The 18835-nt window shown below is 65.1% G+C and carries 17 protein-coding genes and 1 pseudogene; 9 read left to right on the forward strand and 9 right to left on the reverse strand.

All coding sequences use genetic code 11. The features are described 5' to 3' along the window. Positions 1-122 precede the first annotated feature (122 nt). The 8 genes from ACIBW7_RS10445 to ACIBW7_RS10480 all read right to left on the reverse strand — a co-directional run bounded on the left by ACIBW7_RS10445 (position 123) and on the right by ACIBW7_RS10480 (position 9862). A complete protein-coding gene (locus ACIBW7_RS10445) occupies positions 123-1907 on the reverse strand; it encodes an FAD-dependent monooxygenase (RefSeq protein WP_397046008.1) in 1785 nt (594 codons plus the stop codon). A 65-nt stretch (positions 1908-1972) separates the two neighbouring features. Further along, positions 1973-2923: a fumarylacetoacetate hydrolase family protein gene (locus tag ACIBW7_RS10450; protein ID WP_397046009.1), complete on the reverse strand. Its 951-nt coding sequence runs from the start codon at positions 2921-2923 to the stop codon at positions 1973-1975. 402 nt (positions 2924-3325) lie between these two features. Then, a complete protein-coding gene (locus tag ACIBW7_RS10455; protein ID WP_397046010.1) occupies positions 3326-4690 on the reverse strand; it encodes a glycoside hydrolase family 27 protein in 1365 nt (454 codons plus the stop codon). A gap of 95 nt (positions 4691-4785) precedes the next feature. Further along, complete coding sequence (locus tag ACIBW7_RS10460) at positions 4786-6297, reverse strand: MFS transporter (protein ID WP_397046011.1); 1512 nt, start codon at positions 6295-6297, stop codon at positions 4786-4788. A 146-nt stretch (positions 6298-6443) separates the two neighbouring features. Further along, the gene (locus ACIBW7_RS10465; protein WP_397046012.1) at positions 6444-7040 is read right to left on the reverse strand and encodes a TetR/AcrR family transcriptional regulator; all 597 of its coding nucleotides are present in this window, start codon (positions 7038-7040) and stop codon (positions 6444-6446) included. A gap of 159 nt (positions 7041-7199) precedes the next feature. After that, positions 7200-8396 carry an oxidoreductase gene (locus tag ACIBW7_RS10470; RefSeq protein WP_397046013.1) on the reverse strand — a complete coding sequence of 399 codons (1197 nt, stop codon included), beginning with the start codon at positions 8394-8396 and terminating at the stop codon, positions 7200-7202. 42 nt (positions 8397-8438) lie between these two features. Continuing rightward, the gene (locus tag ACIBW7_RS10475; RefSeq protein ID WP_397046014.1) at positions 8439-9290 is read right to left on the reverse strand and encodes a fumarylacetoacetate hydrolase family protein; all 852 of its coding nucleotides are present in this window, start codon (positions 9288-9290) and stop codon (positions 8439-8441) included. A gap of 50 nt (positions 9291-9340) precedes the next feature. Further along, entirely contained in the window at positions 9341-9862 is a 522-nt protein-coding gene (locus tag ACIBW7_RS10480) for a flavin reductase family protein (protein WP_397046015.1), read from the reverse strand. Positions 9863-10108: 246 nt separating this feature from the next. Between ACIBW7_RS10480 and ACIBW7_RS10485 the strand changes: the two genes are divergently transcribed. The 5 genes and pseudogenes from ACIBW7_RS10485 (at position 10109) to ACIBW7_RS10505 (ending at position 14698) form a co-directional block, all read left to right on the forward strand. After that, positions 10109-10789: a TetR/AcrR family transcriptional regulator gene (locus ACIBW7_RS10485; RefSeq protein ID WP_397046016.1), complete on the forward strand. Its 681-nt coding sequence runs from the start codon at positions 10109-10111 to the stop codon at positions 10787-10789. Positions 10790-11036: 247 nt separating this feature from the next. After that, a pseudogene (locus tag ACIBW7_RS10490) lies at positions 11037-12913 on the forward strand (acyl-CoA synthetase). A 10-nt stretch (positions 12914-12923) separates the two neighbouring features. Then, the gene (locus ACIBW7_RS10495) at positions 12924-13280 is read left to right on the forward strand and encodes a DoxX family protein (RefSeq protein ID WP_397045967.1); all 357 of its coding nucleotides are present in this window, start codon (positions 12924-12926) and stop codon (positions 13278-13280) included. A 20-nt stretch (positions 13281-13300) separates the two neighbouring features. After that, positions 13301-14485 (forward strand): cytochrome P450, encoded by a 1185-nt coding sequence (locus ACIBW7_RS10500; protein ID WP_397045968.1) that lies wholly within the window; start codon positions 13301-13303, stop codon positions 14483-14485. Positions 14486-14500: 15 nt separating this feature from the next. After that, positions 14501-14698 (forward strand): ferredoxin, encoded by a 198-nt coding sequence (locus tag ACIBW7_RS10505; protein WP_397045969.1) that lies wholly within the window; start codon positions 14501-14503, stop codon positions 14696-14698. Between the two features lie 21 nt (positions 14699-14719). On the opposite strand, the gene ACIBW7_RS10510 is transcribed toward ACIBW7_RS10505, so the two are convergent. Next, entirely contained in the window at positions 14720-15292 is a 573-nt protein-coding gene (locus ACIBW7_RS10510; protein ID WP_387291845.1) for a TetR family transcriptional regulator, read from the reverse strand. Positions 15293-15386: 94 nt separating this feature from the next. On the opposite strand from ACIBW7_RS10510, the gene ACIBW7_RS10515 reads away from it, so the two are divergent. From ACIBW7_RS10515 to ACIBW7_RS10530, 4 genes are all read left to right on the forward strand, one after another. Beyond that, positions 15387-16196 carry a class I SAM-dependent methyltransferase gene (locus tag ACIBW7_RS10515; RefSeq protein ID WP_397046017.1) on the forward strand — a complete coding sequence of 270 codons (810 nt, stop codon included), beginning with the start codon at positions 15387-15389 and terminating at the stop codon, positions 16194-16196. Positions 16197-16404: 208 nt separating this feature from the next. Further along, the gene (locus tag ACIBW7_RS10520; protein ID WP_397046018.1) at positions 16405-17103 is read left to right on the forward strand and encodes a TetR/AcrR family transcriptional regulator; all 699 of its coding nucleotides are present in this window, start codon (positions 16405-16407) and stop codon (positions 17101-17103) included. A 6-nt stretch (positions 17104-17109) separates the two neighbouring features. Then, positions 17110-17967, forward strand: a complete 858-nt coding sequence (locus ACIBW7_RS10525) for an ABC transporter permease (protein ID WP_245567560.1) — start codon at positions 17110-17112, stop codon at positions 17965-17967. Beyond that, on the forward strand, positions 17967-18833 hold the full coding sequence (locus ACIBW7_RS10530) for an ABC transporter permease (protein ID WP_040701171.1): 867 nt from the start codon (positions 17967-17969) through the stop codon (positions 18831-18833). The genes ACIBW7_RS10525 and ACIBW7_RS10530 overlap by 1 nt, the downstream gene beginning before the upstream one ends. Positions 18834-18835: the final 2 nt, after the last annotated feature.

Raw genomic sequence — 18835 nt, forward strand, 5'->3', positions numbered from 1 at the left:
CCGAACACACCGCGAAGTAGAACCGACTGCTACGCATCGAAGCCGAGCGCGGCCGAGCCGAGTACGCCGGAACATCCGGGCTCGCACCTCAGTTCGCGACCGGTGTATAGCGGCGAGGGCGCTTATGGTGCGACGCCTTCCTCGCCGGTGGAGATCACTGAGCCGCTGACCGTCTGCTCCAGCTCTACTGCGGCGGTAGTGGCGTCGGCCATGGTGCGCCAGACCACGTGCCCGTCGGGCCGGACCAGCACGGCGCCGTGTTCGCCGACCTCGAACAGGTCGAGCACCTGTTGCCGGTTCGAGGCAATCGCGGCGTCCAGACCCACCACCGTGACGGGCATCGTGGTGGGGACGGTGGTACGCCAGGCCTGTGGGGCGGGTGTGAACAGGGTGTAGTCACGCAGGTCGAGCAGGTCGTGTGTGGATACGGCGTCGCCGGCACCGGCCAGCCACGTGTGCGGTACGCGGGCACCGGGCCATGTCGTCGGCACGTAGTCCACCACGCCGTCGTCGTTCATCGGCTGCGGCGTCGGCTCGGTCCGGATGAGCGCCCCCGAGTAGGCGTAGCCGAATTCGAGTCCGGTGGAGGCGAAATGCTGTAACTGGGCCGGTATTCGGGATCCGACCGTGGCGCGTCGGTCGCGCGCCGCGGCGCTGTCGCCCAGCAGTTTCGCGGTCGGCCGCATCGCCAGGTTCATCATGGCGTCAGCGATGCGCTCCACGATCCCCGCCGAGCGGCGATCGACGGCAGGATGGGCGAAAGCGCGGGTTACCCGGGCGAGAGCGCGGTTGCCCGGGGCCAGCCCAGCCATGACCTCGTCGAGCAGGAAGTGGTTCTCGACGCTTTGTTCGGCGAACCGTTCCACGACAGGTCGCCGTTCCGGCTCGTAGCTGTCCAGTAGCGCGGTCGGCGCGCGATCTTCGAGAATGGCGGCGAGTTTCCAGGCAAGATTGTGCGCGTCCTGCACGCCGCTGTTGAGACCGAAACCGCCGGTGTGCGGAAACCGGTGGGCGGCGTCACCTGCGAGGATCACGTTGGCACGGGTGAAGGTCTCGGCGGTTTGGCTGGTCATCGTCCAGGTGCCGGTGGAATGCATTTGGAAGGGGACGTCGTGTCCGATCACTCGCGGTAGCGTCCGGGCCCAGAACGCGCGGCCGTCACGAGCGATCTCCTGGTGCTCGCTCAGGAACGGGGTCATGAGCACGTAGTCGTCGTCGGCGTGTGCTATCAGCACCCCGCACAGCGCGGGGGAGTAGATCCAGCTCAGCAGTGGGCGGATGCCGTCGGTGAACAGCTCGGCGTTGAAGAAGACGCTGCCCATGTTGGCCAGCACCGGCCCGCGCATCGCGATACCCGAAGCCGCACGCACCGCACTGTTGGCGCCGTCGGTGCCGACCATGAATCGCGAGGAAATCTCGGTCGTGCCGCCGCGCGGACCGGCCACATGCGCCGTGGTATGCGATGGCGTCATCGTCACGTCGCGAACTTCGACGCCGCGACGGAAGTCGACATGTGGATCCGCTTCGATGGCATCCCAGAGCACCGGCATGAGCTGGTGTTGGCCGATGTGCGAGATGAGGTACCGGCTGTGGTTCTGCACGCGTTCCACCTGCTCAGGGAAGGCCAGCAGGTCGATGTCACCGAGTGGCGCGGCGTTCAGTTCACTGAACCAGCGGATCACACTGACCTGCTCGGCCGGTGGCGCCAGCGCGCTGATCTGCTTGGCCAGCTCCGGGGAGGCGTGGTGCCAGATTTCCTGGGACCGGGCATTGATGACATGCGCGGCCGGATGGTTCAACGGGTCGGTCCGGCGTTCCAGGACGGTGCTGGCGATGCCGTAGCGCGACAGCAGCAGCGCCAGAGTGCATCCGGTCGCGCCGGCGCCGACGATGGTTACCTCGGACACGGCGGCGCCTCGAGGTTGGCCGGTGGTGTGGTCTCGGACATCGCTCGTTCTCCGTGGTTTCTCGGTCAACGCACGGTGTTGCGCTGCGTGCCGAGGTCGAGTGCGCCATCGTCGGTGCGGATGGACGCCGTGACGATGTCTCCGGGCGCGAGGTAGGCGGGGTTGCGGGACTGCATCCGTATGAACAGGTCCCACTTCTTTGCCTCGGGCAGCAGTCCGGCGAGGCGCTGCACGATCGGCTTGGGCGGGTGGATGGCCACCCCGCCGGGGGTGCCGGTGAGCAACAAGTCACCCACCGCGAAGTCCTCCAGCAGAGAGAACTCCGTGAGAGTTTCCGCGGGTGTGAAGACCATGTCGCCGGCCAGCGCCATCTGCCGGGTCTCGCCGTTGACCGCGAGGCTGAGCCGCAGGTCCTTCCACCTGTGCACCTCGCCGGGGTCCGGCACGCAGAGGTAGGGACCGACCGGGCAGAAGGTGCGGTAGCTCTTGCCCTTGTAGTACTGCCCCTGGGACAGCTGAACATCCCGGGCGCTGACGTCGTTTCCGACGACGAAAGCCCCGACGTAGTCCTCGAGGTTCGCCGCGGACACGGTCACGGGGCCGGCGATCGCCTTGCCGATGACGATCCCCAGTTCGATCTCGTAGTCCAGCAGCCGTACGTGTGGCGGAGTGACGATGTCGTCGTGCGCACCGGTAAGCGATCCCGTGGACTTGGTGAAAAACAGGTTGAACGGTTGGTCGGGGTCCATTCCGGTCTCGGCCATGTGCGCTCGGTAGTTCGTGCCCTGGCAGTTGACCTTCGCTCCGGGCAGTGGGTTGAGCGCAGTGACGCTTGCCATCTCGATGCCGGGATCACCGGATTCCGTCAGCAGGCGTCGAGCTACCGCGGCGCCTTCCTGAAGCACCTCGGTGGGGGTCGGGTACTCGCCGGGCAGCGGCAGTACTCGCTCACCACGAACGACGCCCCAACCAGTGGCGCCCGATTCGGTGGAGTAGCGGAGGAGGTTGATGCTCACCCCACCGAGTCAACCCGCGCCGGCCGGCCCCGCGCTTGGACCGCGCGCCAAATCGAAGCCGTCGATTTGGACTCTGATGCAATATCGATCGGCGGCACTTGGGTCGTGCTGGACATGCGGTCGTCCAATGTGCTGGCCGACCGAGTGTGCTCACCGCGGCCTGCACTTCCTGGTCGCGCACGGCCAACACTTCGTCGTTCGGCCGCACGCTGTTCGCCGAGAAATTGAATCCGCTGGACCCACTAGATCCGGCCTCGGTCCGCGCCCACGTGGAATTCATCGCCGATATTGTCGTCGCGGGGTTGCGCGCCCGGGGCGCCTGCCCGACGCCTGACCCGGAAGACACCATCACCGAGACCGGAGTCCAAGCGTCGCAGAGTGTTTCGGGCAGAACCACGGTGTTCAGCTCGAACTCTCGGGTCCTACCCGCACCAAGACGACCCCGTGTGGCGGGATGTCGTGGGCGGTGATCGGGCCCGTTGTCGTTGTGGTCGTGTGTGCCCATGGATCGCGGACCCGGTATCGCTCTGACGGTGCGAGTCCCGTTGCCGCGGTGGTGGTTTCGATGGTGGCGGGACTATCGGTGTCGTTGAACAGTGCCACCCCGACGGAGCCGTCGCCGAGTGGTTTGACGATGATGCGATGGTCATCCGGCAAGGCGGCACCCTGCGCGTCCGTCGGGTCCTGGTCGATGGCTATGACCTCGCGATTGGTGAGGATGTCGCGGGTTTCGGCGGACATGGTCCGCACGTCGTTGCCAGCGATCAGTGGTGCGCCGAGCATGGCCCACAGCGTGAAGTGGGCGCGTTGTTCGGCGATGGTCAGACTGTCCTGTCGGCGGAGCAGGTCGAGCAACTGCGGGGAAATGCGGAAACCGGTACCGAGACGTGCGGCGTCCTCGGCGGACAACGCACCCTGTTTCGCCGCCATGGCGGGCATGCCGTCGGTGTGCGCGCCCAAGAACTCGGCCATGGTGATCCCGACGACCAGCATGTCCGGATCGCGACCCGTCTGACTTCCGTGCGCGATTGTCGTCGCGAATTCATCCATGACGCCGACGAATCCGCGGGTGTCGAAGTCGCCGATCTTCGTTGCCGGTAGATCATTGCGCCACAACGGGATCAGGTCGCCGGTGCTACGCGTCAGATCGGCGATCTGTGACCAGTCGTAGGTGGTGCCTGCGTCGGTGTCCTCGGAACTGTTGGGGTTGATGCTGTAGACCACCGCGCGGCCGGTGGCGCGCAACGCGTCTCGCATCGCGGTGAATACCCTGACCTGTTCGTTGTGGTCGGCGTCGGCGCGGCACCAGTCGTACTTGAGGTAATCCACACCCCATGTGGCGAATTGGCGCGCGTCCTGGTCCTCGTGGCCGAGGCCGGCTGTGGCGAGTGTCTGCCCGCAGGTCTGGTTGTAGGGACTGGAGTACAAACCCAGGGACATACCGCGGTCGTGGATGTAGTCGGCGAGTGCGGCGATGCCGTGCGGGAACTTGTCCGGATCGGCCTGTAGGTCGCCGTGCGAATCTCGCTGGGGTGCCGCCCAGCCGGCATCGAGATTGATATACCGGTAGCCGGCATCGCGCATACCGGAGGCGATCATGGCATCGACTGTTTCCCGGATTGTGTTCTCGTTCAATGGAATTCCGGAATTCCAGCTATTCCAGCCCATCGTCGGGGTGGGGACGGCGTCGGGCTCGGCCGGGGACGCGAGCGCCGGTGCCGCCGCCCCGGCCAGGACCGTAGCTGCAACAAATGCTGCGAAAGTCATTCGCCGCCGCATCACCGCTCCGATACTTCCAGGGAAACCCGCTGGTAGATGCCTGCGGTACTGCTGACCATGACTGTCTCCTCTCGGGTTGTGGGTCACATGTGGACCGTCGGCGTCTCCGAATCGCTTTGTTCGAGAACACCGCGGCGGTACAGCAGAGCGGTGACGACCATGCCGGCGACGAGGATGGCGGCCGACCACCAGTAGGCGGTGGCGTAGCTGGTGAGCTGAGCGTTGGTTAGTACATCGGGACCGACGGGGCCGTGGGATGCCAGGTAGTCGTTGGCTGCGCTGGTCGACATGGTGGTGAGGAACGCGGTTCCGATCGAGCCGCCCACCTGCTGTGCGGCATTCACGGTCGCGGACGCGGCACCGGAGTCGGCGGCCGCGACTCCGAGGGTGGCGGCGCTCATGGCCGGCGCCACGATCAAGCCCATACCGAAACCGGCGACGAACAGTGCGGGCAGCACGTGGGTGAGGAACGCGCTGCTCACGTCGAAGGTGGTCATCCACACGAGTGCGATCGCGACGATCGCCATACCGGGTGGCACGACGAGTTTGGGGGTGATCCGGGGGATCAGAACATTGTTGGCCACCATGGCGGCGATCATCAGACCCACGACCATCGGCATGAACGCCAGGCCGGTACGGATCGGTGTGTAGCCGAGATCGAGTTGCAGGTAGTAGGTGAAGTACAGGAAGATGCCGAACATCCCCGCGCCGCTGATGAAGATCGCGGCCAGCGAGGCGGCGCGGGTGCGGTCGGTCACGATTCGCAACGGCAGGACGGGGTGGTCGGTCTTGGTCTGCCACCACACGAAGCCTGCCAAAAGGACGGCGCTGGCCACCAGCAACCCCCAGGCCGACACGTCCGCCCAGCCGTCGGTCTGCGCGTTGGTACAGCCGTAGACGAGACTGAACAAACCTGTCGACACCAATGCGATGCCGGGCAAGTCGAGCCGTGCGGTGCGGTCGCGGCGGGTACGCGGGAGCATCACGACCGCGCCGACGGCGGCCACGAGCGCGAAGGCCAGGTTGACGAACAGCGTCCACCGCCAGGTCAATGTCTCGGTGAGCACACCGCCGAGCAGCAGCCCGATCGCGCTACCCGCACCCGACACCGCGCCGTACACGCTGAAAGCGGTCGCCCGTTCCTTCCCCTCACTGAAGATGGTCGTCAGCAGCGACAACGCGGCCGGGGCCAGCAGTGCGGCGAAGAGGCCCTGTCCGGCCCGGGCCGCGACCAGCATTTCGAAACTGGGTGCGGCACCACCGACCGCGGATGCGACGGCGAAGCCGATCAGGCCGACGAGAAATGTGGCTTTGCGGCCGAACAGGTCGGCGATGCGGCCGCCGAGCAGCAGCAAGCTGCCGAACGCGAGGGCATATGCGGTGACCACCCACTGGCGCTGACCGTCGGTGAAACCGAGGTCGTGCTGCGCCGATGGCAGCGCGATGTTCACGATGGTCGCGTCGAGGACCACCATCAGCTGGGCGAGAGCGATGACGATGAGCAGCAACCACCGCGTGCCGCTAGGGCTTCGGGATGAACCTTCGGGAAAGCTCGGGCCGTTTTTGGACAGCGTGATAGTCGTGTGCTCCGGCATTGACCGCGCCTCTCGTATAGTACGAAGTCGTTCTATAAGAAGATTGGCAGCAGTATGGGAGAAACGCAACCGTACTATTTGAAGTGTGAGGTGCGTCTCACCGCTACGGCTCCGAGACGGTCCCTACCGAGGTGAACCGGATGTGGTCAATGAGAGCCGTAGTGCAATGCGGGTAGCAGGATGTCGTCGATGAAGCGGATGAGGTAATCGGTGTCGGCGAAGGAACCGTCGAAGACCGGTCGCGTGACGAAGACGCCGAACAAGAAGGGGGACAGTAACTCTGCGGCGGGGGGCCGGGTGGGCAATTCTCCGCGTTCTACCGCTCGGTCGATGAAGCGGGCGAGATCGGCGGTGTCGGGTTCGAGCAGGACGGTTCGGAGCGTGGTTGCCAAATCGGGATGAGTCAATACCGCGTGATTGAGGGCCGCGATCAGTGCGGTGTCCGGCTGTGCCCGCGGCACGAACCGTTCGGCCATGGCCACCAGGTCGCCCCGCAGGCTTCCGGTATCGATATCTTTTGCGTCGGTCGGCCCGGTGGCGCGCAGGGCGGCGGCGATCAGCTGTGGTTTGTTCGGCCACATCCGATACAGCGTCGCCTTGCTGCAATGTGCCCGCGCCGCAAGGGTATCCATCGACAACCCCTCGTAGCCGACCTCGCGAAGCAGATCCAGCGCCGCGGTCAGCAGCTCGTACTCGCGAGCAGGCGTCATGCGCGGCCGCCGAATGCGTGCGGTCTCGGTCACGTCGGATCCTCCCTGGGAAGTACGGTTCAGTACTTACCATAGTGGTCCGCTCGCTCGGGGGTACGTGCGCCTGGTTCGAGTCGCATTCGGCGAAGCGTCACCGCTGCCGAGGGCGTGGCCTGCACGCCCTCGGCGGATTGCGTCGGATCGGCCTGCTGCTCAGATGAGCGGTGTGATGTGTTCCGGGATGCCGAGCAGAGCCTTGCCGTAGGTTTCCATCGAGACGTGCGGCAGGGTCACCGCGTGCCGCGCGGCAACGTTGGAATCGCGCCAAATCCGCTGCATGGCATTGACTTCGGCGAACGATGCGGCGCCGTGCGCGTCGAGCAGGATGTTCAGCGCCTCGTTGATACTGCGCAAGGTGATCGCGACATCACCGCGAATCCGGGCGCGGGCGATGAGCTCCGGGAACACTCCGGCGTCCGCGTGCGCCTGGACGTCATCGGCTGCCCGGTAGGCGTGCAGGTGGGCGGTTTCGATCTTCATCGCGGCCTCGGCGACCAGCATCTGGAAGGCGACGGAGTCGGCTTGCCGAGTGACCGTGGTGTACGCCAGTGCCTTTTCCGCCGCCTTGGTGCGGACCAGGTCCAGCGCGGCCCGGCCGAGACCCAACTGCGGTCCCGTGACCGCCGTGTTCAGAAACGACGTCAAGGCCCCCCGGTAGAGGGGCGCATCGGGATGGGCGCAGATGTGCTCACCAGCCAGGTACGGGCCGAGCGAAGCAACGCGATGTTCGGGGACGAACACGTCCTCGACGACGATGGTGTTGCTGCCGGACGCGCGCATTCCCGCGACATACCAGGTGTCCTCGACCCGGAAGTCTGCCCGGGGGATCGCCACCGCGACCTGGTCGAGCACCTGATCGTTGTCGTCGACCAGTAGTGCCCCGTTGGTAGTCCAATCGGCGTGCAGACTGGCCGAGGCGTATGGCCAGCGTCCGTCCACCCGGTAGCCGCCGGGCACCTTACGAACTTTGCCCGAGGGTGCCAGCACGCCGGAGACAATCGTGTCGGGACCGTCGGCGAACGCCTCGTCGAGGCCGCGACCGGGATGCAGGGAAGTGGTCCAGACATTGGTGTTCGACAGCATGACTACCCATGCCGCGCCGCCGTCGGCCTCGGCGACCGCCGACGACACATCCAGCAGTGAGCGCAAGCCGGCCTCCAGGCCACCGAAACGTCGTGGCGCCACGACGCGGAACGCTCCGGCTTCCTTCAGCGCCGCGATCGTCTCCTCGGATACTCGCCGGTCCGATTCGCTGGCAGCGGCATTCTTCCGGATCAGCGGCGCCAATTCGGCGATGCGCGTGAGCACATCCTCGATGGTCTCGGTCCGGTCGTTCTCTACGGTGGTCATGCGTACTCCAAAATTACTGTGGTGGTCGAAAATTCGGCAGGTTCACGCCGGATCGGCGGCGACGATGGGGTTTCGCAGTTCGCCGACACCGTCGATCCGGCTGATCAGGGTCTGGCCGGGCTCCAGGAAGCGCGGCGGATTCATCGCGCTGCCGATGCCGGCGGGTGTGCCGGTGAACAGCAGGTCACCCGGCAGCAGTGGGAGCAAGGCCGACAACCGTGAGATCAGCTGCGGCACTGGGAAGATCATGTCTTTGGTACTTGTCTTCTGCACTTCCTCTCCGTTGAGCGTGCAGGTCATGTGCAGGTCGTCGGGATCGGGCAGCTCGTCGGGGGTGACCAACCAGGGGCCGATCGGGCCGTAGCCGGGAAGAGATTTGCCGAGGCTGAATTGCGGTGCGGGACCTCGAAATTGGACGGAGCGCTCGGAGATGTCCTGGGCCACCGCGACGCCGGCGACATGCTCCCAGGCGCGGTCGGCCGAGACGTTGCGGGCACCGACACCGATCACGACCGCCAGCTCGATCTCCCAGTCGGCGGTTCCGTCGGTCGGTACGGGAATGCTGCTGTGGGCACCGGTCAGGCAGCTCGCGAACTTGGTGAACACGAGCGGGTCGCTCGGCAGGTCGAGACCGGACTCGGCGGCGTGCTGTCGGTAGTTCAGTCCGATGGCGAAGATCTGTGGTGGGCGTGGAGCCGGAGGGCGCAGGAGTGTGGGGTCCAACGGCTCGGCGGCGGACAGGTCGGCGCTGTGTGCCCACTCCCGGAACGCGGTCCAGCGCTCGTACACTGCTTGCGGCTCGGCGGCGAAACGCCCGCCGCTGGCGCGTTCGACGTCGACGGCTCCGGCTGCCGTCACGATGACCAGGCGATCACCGAGGTTACCGATCTTCATTGTCGCTCCTTGGATGAAAGATGGTGTGGTACTGCTGAATTCGATCTCCGTCAAGTGGTGATACGGCGATACCGCGAGCCGTGGAAAACGAGGGGGCGTGCGGTGGGATGTGCGTGCAGGCCGCGGATGGCGAGCACGACGATCGTGTGATCGCCTGCGCGGAACTCGTCGTGCAGGGCGCAGTCCAGCCAGGCTGTCGCGCCGGATAGCAACACGGCGCCCTCGGCGGTGCACTCGTATTCCACGTCCGCGAACCGATCCGGGGAGCGCGACGCCAATTGCCGGCACGTCGGCTCCTGCTCGTCACCGAGGATGCTGAGCCCCAGCCTGGGCGCATCGCGCAGCGACGCCCAGGTCTGGGAACTGTTCATAATGCAGATCGACACCAGCGCTGGGTCCAGCGACACCGAGGTGAACGAGCTGACCACCATGCCTGCGGGCCGTTGGTTGCGCATTGCGCAGACCGCGATAACGCCACTGGGGAAGCAACCGAACGCCAGCCGCAGTTGGTCCGGACCGCTGGGCGTGGTCAACGCTGACGGCGTGGCTTCGGTCCCGAAGCTGTTGCTCATCCAATAACTCCACGAGAACCCTGGGGGTTGGGCATCCATGGTCGCCTCCTTGTGCGATCCGCCCTGACCGGCGCACGGCAACGGTGCGACGTAGCCGTCCTGCTACCGCGGCGGGCGGGTGATTCGGGCCACATCATGTGCCCTGGTAAGCAGGGTAGCCATTTGATTGATTTCATGTCAATGACTTGAAATCAACTTGTCTTTTCCCAGGTCGACGGGCACTATCGGGCGGAGAGGTGTTCGGCGATGGAGGGCGCAATGACTAAGACGACCGATAAGAGCCGACTGACCTCGCGCGCCGCGCAGGCCGCCGAAACCCGGCAGCGCCTCGTCGATGCCGCGGTCGAGTTGTTCGCCGAGCGCAGTTATGACGAGGTGGCCGTGGCTGACATCTGCCGGGCAGCCGATGCCGCCCATGGGCTGGTGTTCCATTACTTCGGCACCAAGCGTGGCCTCTATTTGGAGGTGATACGGGACACGTCGAATCGCATCTTGCGGACCCACGTGCTGCGTCCCGAAATGTCGCCGGTCGAGCAGATTCGCAGCGCGTTCACCGCGCAGTTCAGGTTTTTGGCCGCACATCGGGGGCTTGCATTGCGCCTGGTGCTGGGTGGTCGGGGCGCTGATCCCGAGGCCTGGGAGGTGCTCGAGGCAGGCCGGTGGCAGACCATCGAGGCCTGGATCTCGCTGCTGGGGCTCGACCCGCAGAATCAGGCCTTGCGCATGATGATCCGGTCGATTGCCGGCGCGATCGACGAGGCCGCCGTCTATTGGCTACAGAACGATGAACCGTTCGACGTCGACGCTGTGGTCGACTGCCTCATGCAACTGACGCTGGCGGCGCTGCGTTCGGCCGCTGCGCTCGACCCCACCCTCGAAGTGGAAGCGGCGCTCGAGCCGTTCCTTGATGAGCTCTCTGGATACTGAAGTTCAGCAAGGGTTTCCGTATATCTCGTCGAGTGGGTGACTCCGCGCTGGTGGAGCTGAACTCCGTAGCGGCGGCATTCAGTCAATTCGTCGACGGGCGGGTGCGGCAGCTGCGTCGTGGATGGTGGCGGCCGCTCTCGGCAGCGAGTCGATACTGACGAAATATTCAGTTTGCTTGACCGATTAAGCCTTCATGATTGACGATATCGTCAGGAGATTGAAGGGAGAGTGGAAACCGATGCCGCCGATGACGGCCCACGAGGAGCTCTGGCCCCGCTACGAATTGCCGGCAGATCTGCTCGACATCGAATCGGTGCCGCTTGCCGAGCGCGGACTGCCCGAATCGACCTACGCTCTGCTCACGCGGGCAGCAGAGTTGTGGCCTGACAAAACAGCGTGCACGGTGCTGCCCGATGCGGCGCGCTGGCGTGAACCCACGCACCGCGGTTATGCGCACTTGCTTGCCGATGTGCACCGGTGTGCAAACCTGTTGCACGCCCTCGGTATTCGACGCACCGATGCGGTGGCGTTGATCGCTCCCAATTGCGCGGAGCTGATATCTGCGACACTGGCCGCTCAGTTGGCGGGTATAGCCGCTCCGATCAACAGCGGCTTGTCCCGGGAACACATCGCGCAGCTACTCGAGCGGTCCGGGGCCCGCGTGCTGATCGCGGGCGGACCCGAATTAGCCACTGGCACATGGGAATCCATATGTACTTTGGCTGCCGATGGATTGCTGGACGCGGTGCTGATACTGCGCCCGACCGCTGCGACAGGTGCACCGCCGCCGCTCGCGGAGATCAAGGGTGTGCGTGTCGCCTACCTCGGTGAGCTTGCGGCCGAATACGATTCGGCGCGGTTCACGGGCGATCCGCCTGCGGCAGGCGATCTGGCAGCACTCTTTCACACCGGTGGGACCACCGGTGTGCCGAAGTTGGCTGCGCACACGCACTGCGCCGAGGTCGCCAATGCCTGGATGATCGCGGCGAATTCGCTGCTCGACGAGGAGGCCGTGGTGTTCGCGGCGCTGCCGCTGTTCCACGTGAATGCGCTGGTGGTTACGCTGCTCGCACCGCTGTTCAAGGGACAGTCGGTGGTTTGGGCGGGTCCGCTCGGCTACCGGGATTTCGTGCTGTACAGCGAATTCTGGAACATCGTCGAGCACTACCGAATTTCGGCCATGAGCGCGGTGCCCACGGTGTACGCGGTGCTGGCCCAAGTGCCGCTCACCGCCGACATCTCCAGCCTGCGCTACGCCATGGTCGGAGCGTCACCATTGCCGCCCGCGGTCCGGCAGAATTTCCACGCCCACACCGGCGTAACCCTGGTCGAAGGCTACGGCCTCACCGAGGCGACCTGCGCCAGCGCGCGCAGCTTCCCCGAACGGCCGCGCCCCGGCGCGGTCGGCCAGCGCCTGCCCTATCAGCAGGTGAAGGTCGTTCGTATCGAAGCGGACGGCTCCTGGACCGACCTGCCCTACGGCCAGACCGGCGTCTTGGCGATCAGCGGCCCAACGGTTTTCCCGGGTTACGTAGTGGATCGTGGCGAGCACGGCTATGTGCTGGACGGGCTGGGCAAGCTGGTCGACGGTTGGCTGGACACCGGGGATCTCGCCCATCTCGACGCCGAGGGGTTCATCCATTTGCACGGTCGTGCCAAGGATCTCATCATCCGCGGCGGGCACAACATCGATCCCGCGGTGATCGAGGATGCGCTGCTGTCGCATCCGCAGGTCACCGCCGCCGGTGCCGTTGGCAGGCCTGACATGCACGCGGGTGAAGTGCCGGTCGCGTACGTCACCCTCGTGACCGGCGCCGCGATCACTGCCACGGAGCTGGAGGAGTGGGCGCGGGCGCGGGTCGCCGAGCGCGCTGCCGCGCCCAAGACGGTGACCGTGCTCGACGCGCTGCCGGTCACTGATTGGGCAAGCCCTACAAACTCGGTTTGCGCGCGGACGCGACCCGCCGCGAATTGACCGACGCGCTCGCCGAAGTCGCCGGCGTGCGCGACGTCGCCACCACAGTCACCGCCGGTGCTGTCGTCGCGACCATCGAACTCGCCCGGCGCCGACAAGGTGCTCGGTGGTTGGAGTGCTGGGCCGCTACGCAATCGAATGGAAGGTAGGTGTGGGTCGGTGACAGTCGCATCCGTCGTGTTCGCCGTGCTGTTGGCGATCGGGTTTCTGCCGCTCGGGGTAGTGAAGGTGCTTGCTGTGGCGGACATGCGTCGGCGTGCCGAACATTTCGGTTACTCGGTGAGCGCCTTCCGCGGCATCGGCGTGCTCGAGATTGCCGGGGCGCTGGGTGTGCTGGCGGGCTTGGTGTGGTGGCCGCTCGGGGTGGCGGCCGGAATCGGGTTGGTGTTGTTGATGATCGGCGCTGTCATCACTCATGTGAAGGCCGGTGACGGTGTGGGCGAGTACGCGCCGTCGATCGGCTCCGGTGTGCTGGCCCTGGCCTATGTCGTGACTGTATTCGGTGCGCATCTGTGACCGCGCGAAAAGAGGTTGTGATGCGTAATCGAGCCGACGTCCCTGTCTACCGGCCCGATATCTATTCGCGCCAGGGCATTCTCGACCCTTATCCGCAGTATGCGCGGTTGCGCGAACTGGGGCCGGTGGTGTGGCTGGCCAAGCAACGCGTCTATGCGCTGCCGCGTTATGCCGAATGCAAGACCGTCCTGCTCGATGATCGGACATTTGTCTCCGGGGCCGGTGTCGGTTTGAACCCGGTGGCCAATCGGCTCTCGAAGGGCACCACGCTCAATAGCGACGGTGAGGATCACAACCGTCGCCGCGCGTTGCTCGCCCGTCGGCTGGCCCCGCGGGCACTGCGCGCGATGCGCGAATCGATCGACCGGCAGGCGGTCGCGGCTGTCGAGCGGGCGGTCGCGCGGGGGCGTATTGATGGTGTCGAATTGGCGGCCGCGCTGCCGATGTCGGTCGTGCCGGATCTGATCGGCTGGCCCCAGCACGGTCGGGACCATTTGCTGCGGTGGGCGGGAGCGACATTCGACGCGCTCGGGCCACTGAATCGGCAGTCTGTTTGCACCGCGCCGTCGGGCATCGGGATGATGCAGTTCACCCGACGGCTCGCCCGCGAGCGGGACCTGCTTCCGGGCAGTGTCGGGGAGGAGGTGCTGCAGGCCACCGACGACGGCAAGCTTTCCGACACCGAATGCCCTGCCCTGCTGATCGATTACCTGGCCCCGTCGTTGGATACCACGATCAGCGCGATAGCCAGCGCGATGTATCTTTTCGCGCGCCATCCCGAGCAGTGGCAGCTGCTGAGGGATGAGCCCACCAGGATTCCGAATGCGGTGAACGAGGTCGTGCGTTTCGAATCACCGCTACGTGGTTTCTCCCGCAAGACAATTCGTGATGCCGAGATTGCCGGAACCCCCATCCCGGCGGGTTCACGGGTGGTGGTGATCTACTCCTCGGCCAACCGTGACGCGCTGGAATGGGACGACCCCGACACCTTCGACATCGGCCGCGACGCGACCCGTCAACTCGGTTTCGGTCACGGCGTACACGGTTGCGCCGGTCAAGGTCTCGCACGGTTGGAAACCCAGGCCATGCTCGCCGCGCTCGTCGAGCGTGTCGATCGCATCGAGATCGCCGGTGCACCCGAATGGGCGATCAACAACATCATCCACCGCTTCGAACATCTTCCGCTGCAACTCAATCCAGCCTGATAGAAGGAATCCATCATGAAGATCTCCGTCGACTACCCCCGGTGTGAAGGGCACGGCATGTGCGCCGCGCAAGCGCCCGAGGTGTTCAGCCTCGATGACGACGCCGAGCTCGTCTACCGTTTCGACGGCGCCGAGGTACCCGGCGATCTGGTGACCGTCGCCCATACGGCCGTGAACTCCTGCCCGGTCGCCGCCCTGCGAGAGATCTCATAACCCCGCCGCTGTCGAAATGCGCTACCCGGTTCGGGGTCGAATGACCCGTGCGGCGGCTTCTATTGCACTTGCGCGGCGGTGCGCGATCACCGCCGGGTTGTCGGTGAGCGTGGTCGGGTCGGGCCATTGCGCCCAGGAAAGTCCGATGCCGAAGAGCATGACGAGCAGCTCGAGCGGGTCCCACACCGGATCGACAAGGTTTCGCTGTTGGGCTTGCTCGATCGCGGCGAGGGTCTGCGCGGGGATCGGTTTGCCTGCAGCCTGAGGTTCGTCGAGAGTCAACCCTTCCAGGTGGGCCCAAGTGATCATGCGCAGGAAGTCGGGTCGCTGACGGGCGAGATCGTAGAGCTTGCCGACGAATTCGGGGACGTCGTCGGGCTCGAGAGTGACTATCTGGAAGAACTCGGCGCCGTCTCGGGACGCCACTTCCCGGAACAACGCGGCCTTGTCGCCGAAGTGGGCGTACAGGCGTTCCTTGCTGGCGTGGGCGGCGTGCGCGATGCGGTCGATACGCGCACCGGCCAGGCCGTACCGCGCGAACTCGTCCCGGGCGGCGGACATGATCGCTTCGCGCAATTCGGTCGTGCTTCGCATCGGCTGAGCATAGGCTGAGAACAGTCAGAAGAACTAGTTCGTTTGTTAGCCTGGTCTCATCAGACGTGACGAGTCGCTTTCCAGAGGATGGCAAATGACGGATGCAAGTGAAGTCGAGTCGGCGATCGCCGCTATGCCGCGAGGTGGGCCGAATGCGTCATGGCTGGATCGGCGGATGCAGACCGATGTGTTGGAGTACACCGACCGCTACGACATTCCGGACGCGCTCAAACAGAAGGTCATCACGAGCCTGGATCGCGTGGGAACACTAGAAAAGGCGCATGAGAAGAGTGCGCGTGCGGCGCTGCGGGTGGTCTCGCATATACCCGCGCCGCGCATACTCGAGATCGGCGCCGGCCATGGGAAGCTTTCCGCCAAGATCGTGGAGTACCACCCCCAGGCCGCCGTCACCGTGAGCGACCTGGACCCCACCTCGGTCGCCAACATCGCCGCCGGCGAATTGGGCGCACACCCGCGGGTGCGCACGCAAGTAGTCGATGCGACCGCGATAGATGCCCCCGACGACAGCTACGACCTTGTCGTTTTCGCTAGGTCGTTTCATCACTTGCCGCCGGTTGTGGCCTACAAGGCGATCGCCGAAGCCACTCGGGTGGGGAAGCGATTCCTGGTCATCGACCTCGATCGGCCGTCGCCGAGCAGACTTGCGCTGGCTCTGATTCTGACGCTCCCTCTGTGGGTCGTTGCTCTCCTCCCGCCGGTGCGCCCGCTGCTGCACGACGGATTCATCAGCATGTTGCGTGCCTACAGCCAGTCGGCATTGACGACACTCGGCCGGGCCGCCGACCCACGGATGCGCATCGAATTCTTCCCCGCTCTGTCGCGGTTCGGGCCGCCGTCGACAACCGTTTTGTTTTCGCGCCCGGACGTCACGCCGGATCAGTAACCCACTGCCACGAGGCTGCGCGCCATCGAGGGGCGGTTCTGCGATGCGGCCGAGCAGGGCGGCCCCGAGCTGGATTCATGTGCAGATAGCTTTCTACCTGGTAATTAATTCGGCTATGGTGTAGCCGAATAATCTCGGCAAAATAACGGCAACAATGTTGCTGAAACCTGTTGACGGCTCCGGTGATAGCGGTCACACTGTATCCATTATGAGTGGACGAGCTACTGTCGAGGACCAGATCGACCCGGAATCCGCTCTTCGTGATCAGCGTGTCCACGGCAGCTCCGAGGGGGTGGAGTCGCAAGAGACCGACGCGGTGAACGCCCGGGCGCGAGGCGCGCTGCGCACACGCGCCGCGCTGATCCAATCAGGCCGTCAGGCATTGGGTAGCGGCCGGGCCGAGCGGCTCGGTATCGCCGATCTGGCACGTCACGCCGGCGTCGCGGCCGGATCCTTCTACAACCACTTCCGTGGCAAAGATGAGTTGCTCGACCTGGTTATCGCCGAGGTGGTCGAGGACCTTGCCCGGATCCTGGACAACGCTGCCGCGGGCATCGATGAGCCGGTCGAGCTCGTCCGGGCGCAGGTGCGGGCACTCGGTGCGCTCGGCGTCGCCGATCCCGACACCGCCGCGATTGTCCTCGCGGCGCGATACCGAATTCTCGACAACCCCGACATCCGCTCACGCCTGGCGTCCGGCATTCGAGCAGGGCTATCGGCGGGGTGCTTCCACGTCCACGATGTGGGAGCCGCTCTGGATCTGACATGCGGGGTCGTTCTGGCGATCCTGCGAACTTCGCGGCGTGATCCGGCCGCTGTGACAGCCGAGTGGATCGAGACCCTCGCCCAGCAGGTGCTCTTCACCCTGGGACATCCGGTATGCGAGAGCATCCCGAGCGAAAGATAGATTGTTTTGACTCTGGCACCCAACGTGTCGATCGAACAGCGCAAAGATTCATCCGCGCTGCGAATCGTGCGAGCAAATTTCTCCGATACCGTTGTATCGGGCTTACGCACCTGGGGACGGACGGTCGATCTCGCGATCGAGTCCGTCCGGGAGGGGCTGTTGGATCTGGTGCGTGGCCGATTCCAGTGGCGAGAGATGCTGCATCAAGCGTGGTACATGGTCACGGTCACGGCATTGCCCGCGATCCTGATGGCGGTTCCGTTCGGTGTGATCGTCTCGGTACAGATCGGCAACATGATCCGAGAATTGGGCGGTGACTCGCTGCTGGGGGCGGCGAGCGGGCTCGGAGTCATCAAGCAGGGCGCCCCGATCGCGACGGGACTGCTACTCGGCGGTGCCGGCGCCGCGGCGATCGCCGCGGACCTGGGCGCACGCACGATCCGCGAGGAAGTGGACGCGCTGCGGGTCATGGGCGTGAGTCCGGTCCGCCGCCTGGTGATTCCGCGCATTGCCGCGATGGTGTTGGTCGCACCGCTGTTGAACGTGCTGATCATCTTCACCGGTGTGGCCGCGGGTTACATCGTCGCGATCAGCGCGCAGGGCGTGACCTCGGGAAGTTATTGGGCGACTTTCGGTTCCTTCACCACGGTCACCGATGTGGGGATCTCGCTGCTGGAGGCGATCCTTTTCGGGTTCATCGTGGCGGTCATCGGCTGCCAGCGGGGGCTGGAGGCCAGGGGCGGGCCCCGCGGCGTGGCCGATGGCGTGAATGCCTCGGTGGTGCTGTCGGTGGTGTCGGTGCTTGTCGTCAATCTCGTTGTCAGTCAATTGGTTCAGATGTTCGTACCGACGAGGATGGCCTGATGACCGCGACGCCGTACGCGCCGAAAGGACTGCGCTGGGCGTATCGGGTGATCCGTCGGCGGCAACGGCTGCTGCTACCGATCGACTCGATCGGGTTCATGTTGTCGTTCTGCTGGCAGGTGCTGTCGGCGATCCCGTTGACGCTCAAGCACTATCGGACCCAAACTATTCGCGCCATCAGCGAAACGACCTGGGGAAGAGGCTCGCTGATCGTCGGCGGCGGCACGGTGCCGATGCTGATCGTGCTGGGTATGGTGCTCGGCGCGGCTGTGGGTATCCAGTCGTACGGCACGTTGAACATGATCGGGCTCGGCCCGCTGACCGGGATCGTCTCGTCGTTCGCGAGCACTCGGGAGCTGGCGCCGATCATCGCGGGTATCGGATTCGCGGCGCAGGCCGGGTGCCGGATGACCGCGGAGATCGGGTCGATGCGCATCTCCGAGGAGATCGACGCGATCGAATGTCTCGGTCTGCGGTCGATTCCGTTCGTGGTGACCACCCGGGTGATTGCCGGCGTGGTCGCGATCGTGCCCACCTTTCTGATCACACTGATCCTCAGCTATCTGTCCTGTGCATTGGTCGTCGTCGGCGTCCACGGCCAGGCATCGGGGGTCTACCAGCACTATTTCAGCCAATTCGTCAGTGGTCCCGATATTGCCGCTGCCGTGCTGAAGGTGATGGTTTTCGGAATCGCGGTGATCCTGATCCATTGCTATCAGGGGTTTTTCGCGACCGGTGGACCGGAAGGCGTCGGTATCGCCTCCGGACGTGCGGTGCGAGCCAGTTTCGTCGCGATCATCACTTTGGACATGCTGTTGAGCCTGGTCATCTGGGGTTTCAGCGCGACGATCACATTCACGGGGTAGCG

It is taken from the genome of Nocardia sp. NPDC049526 (genome assembly GCF_044465765.1).
GTDB lineage: Bacteria > Actinomycetota > Actinomycetes > Mycobacteriales > Mycobacteriaceae > Nocardia.

Coding starts and splice junctions, on each gene's coding strand:
- ACIBW7_RS10455 (WP_397046010.1), bottom strand. CDS start 4,690: ATGACTTTCGCAGCATTTGTTGCAGCTACGGTCCTGGCCGGGGCGGCG.
- ACIBW7_RS10460 (WP_397046011.1), bottom strand. CDS start 6,297: ATGCCGGAGCACACGACTATCACGCTGTCCAAAAACGGCCCGAGCTTT.
- ACIBW7_RS10470 (WP_397046013.1), bottom strand. CDS start 8,396: ATGACCACCGTAGAGAACGACCGGACCGAGACCATCGAGGATGTGCTC.
- ACIBW7_RS10475 (WP_397046014.1), bottom strand. CDS start 9,290: ATGAAGATCGGTAACCTCGGTGATCGCCTGGTCATCGTGACGGCAGCC.
- ACIBW7_RS10480 (WP_397046015.1), bottom strand. CDS start 9,862: ATGAGCAACAGCTTCGGGACCGAAGCCACGCCGTCAGCGTTGACCACG.
- ACIBW7_RS10485 (WP_397046016.1), top strand. CDS start 10,109: ATGGAGGGCGCAATGACTAAGACGACCGATAAGAGCCGACTGACCTCG.
- ACIBW7_RS10500 (WP_397045968.1), top strand. CDS start 13,301: ATGCGTAATCGAGCCGACGTCCCTGTCTACCGGCCCGATATCTATTCG.
- ACIBW7_RS10505 (WP_397045969.1), top strand. CDS start 14,501: ATGAAGATCTCCGTCGACTACCCCCGGTGTGAAGGGCACGGCATGTGC.
- ACIBW7_RS10510 (WP_387291845.1), bottom strand. CDS start 15,292: ATGCGAAGCACGACCGAATTGCGCGAAGCGATCATGTCCGCCGCCCGG.
- ACIBW7_RS10515 (WP_397046017.1), top strand. CDS start 15,387: ATGACGGATGCAAGTGAAGTCGAGTCGGCGATCGCCGCTATGCCGCGA.
- ACIBW7_RS10520 (WP_397046018.1), top strand. CDS start 16,405: ATGAGTGGACGAGCTACTGTCGAGGACCAGATCGACCCGGAATCCGCT.
- ACIBW7_RS10530 (WP_040701171.1), top strand. CDS start 17,967: ATGACCGCGACGCCGTACGCGCCGAAAGGACTGCGCTGGGCGTATCGG.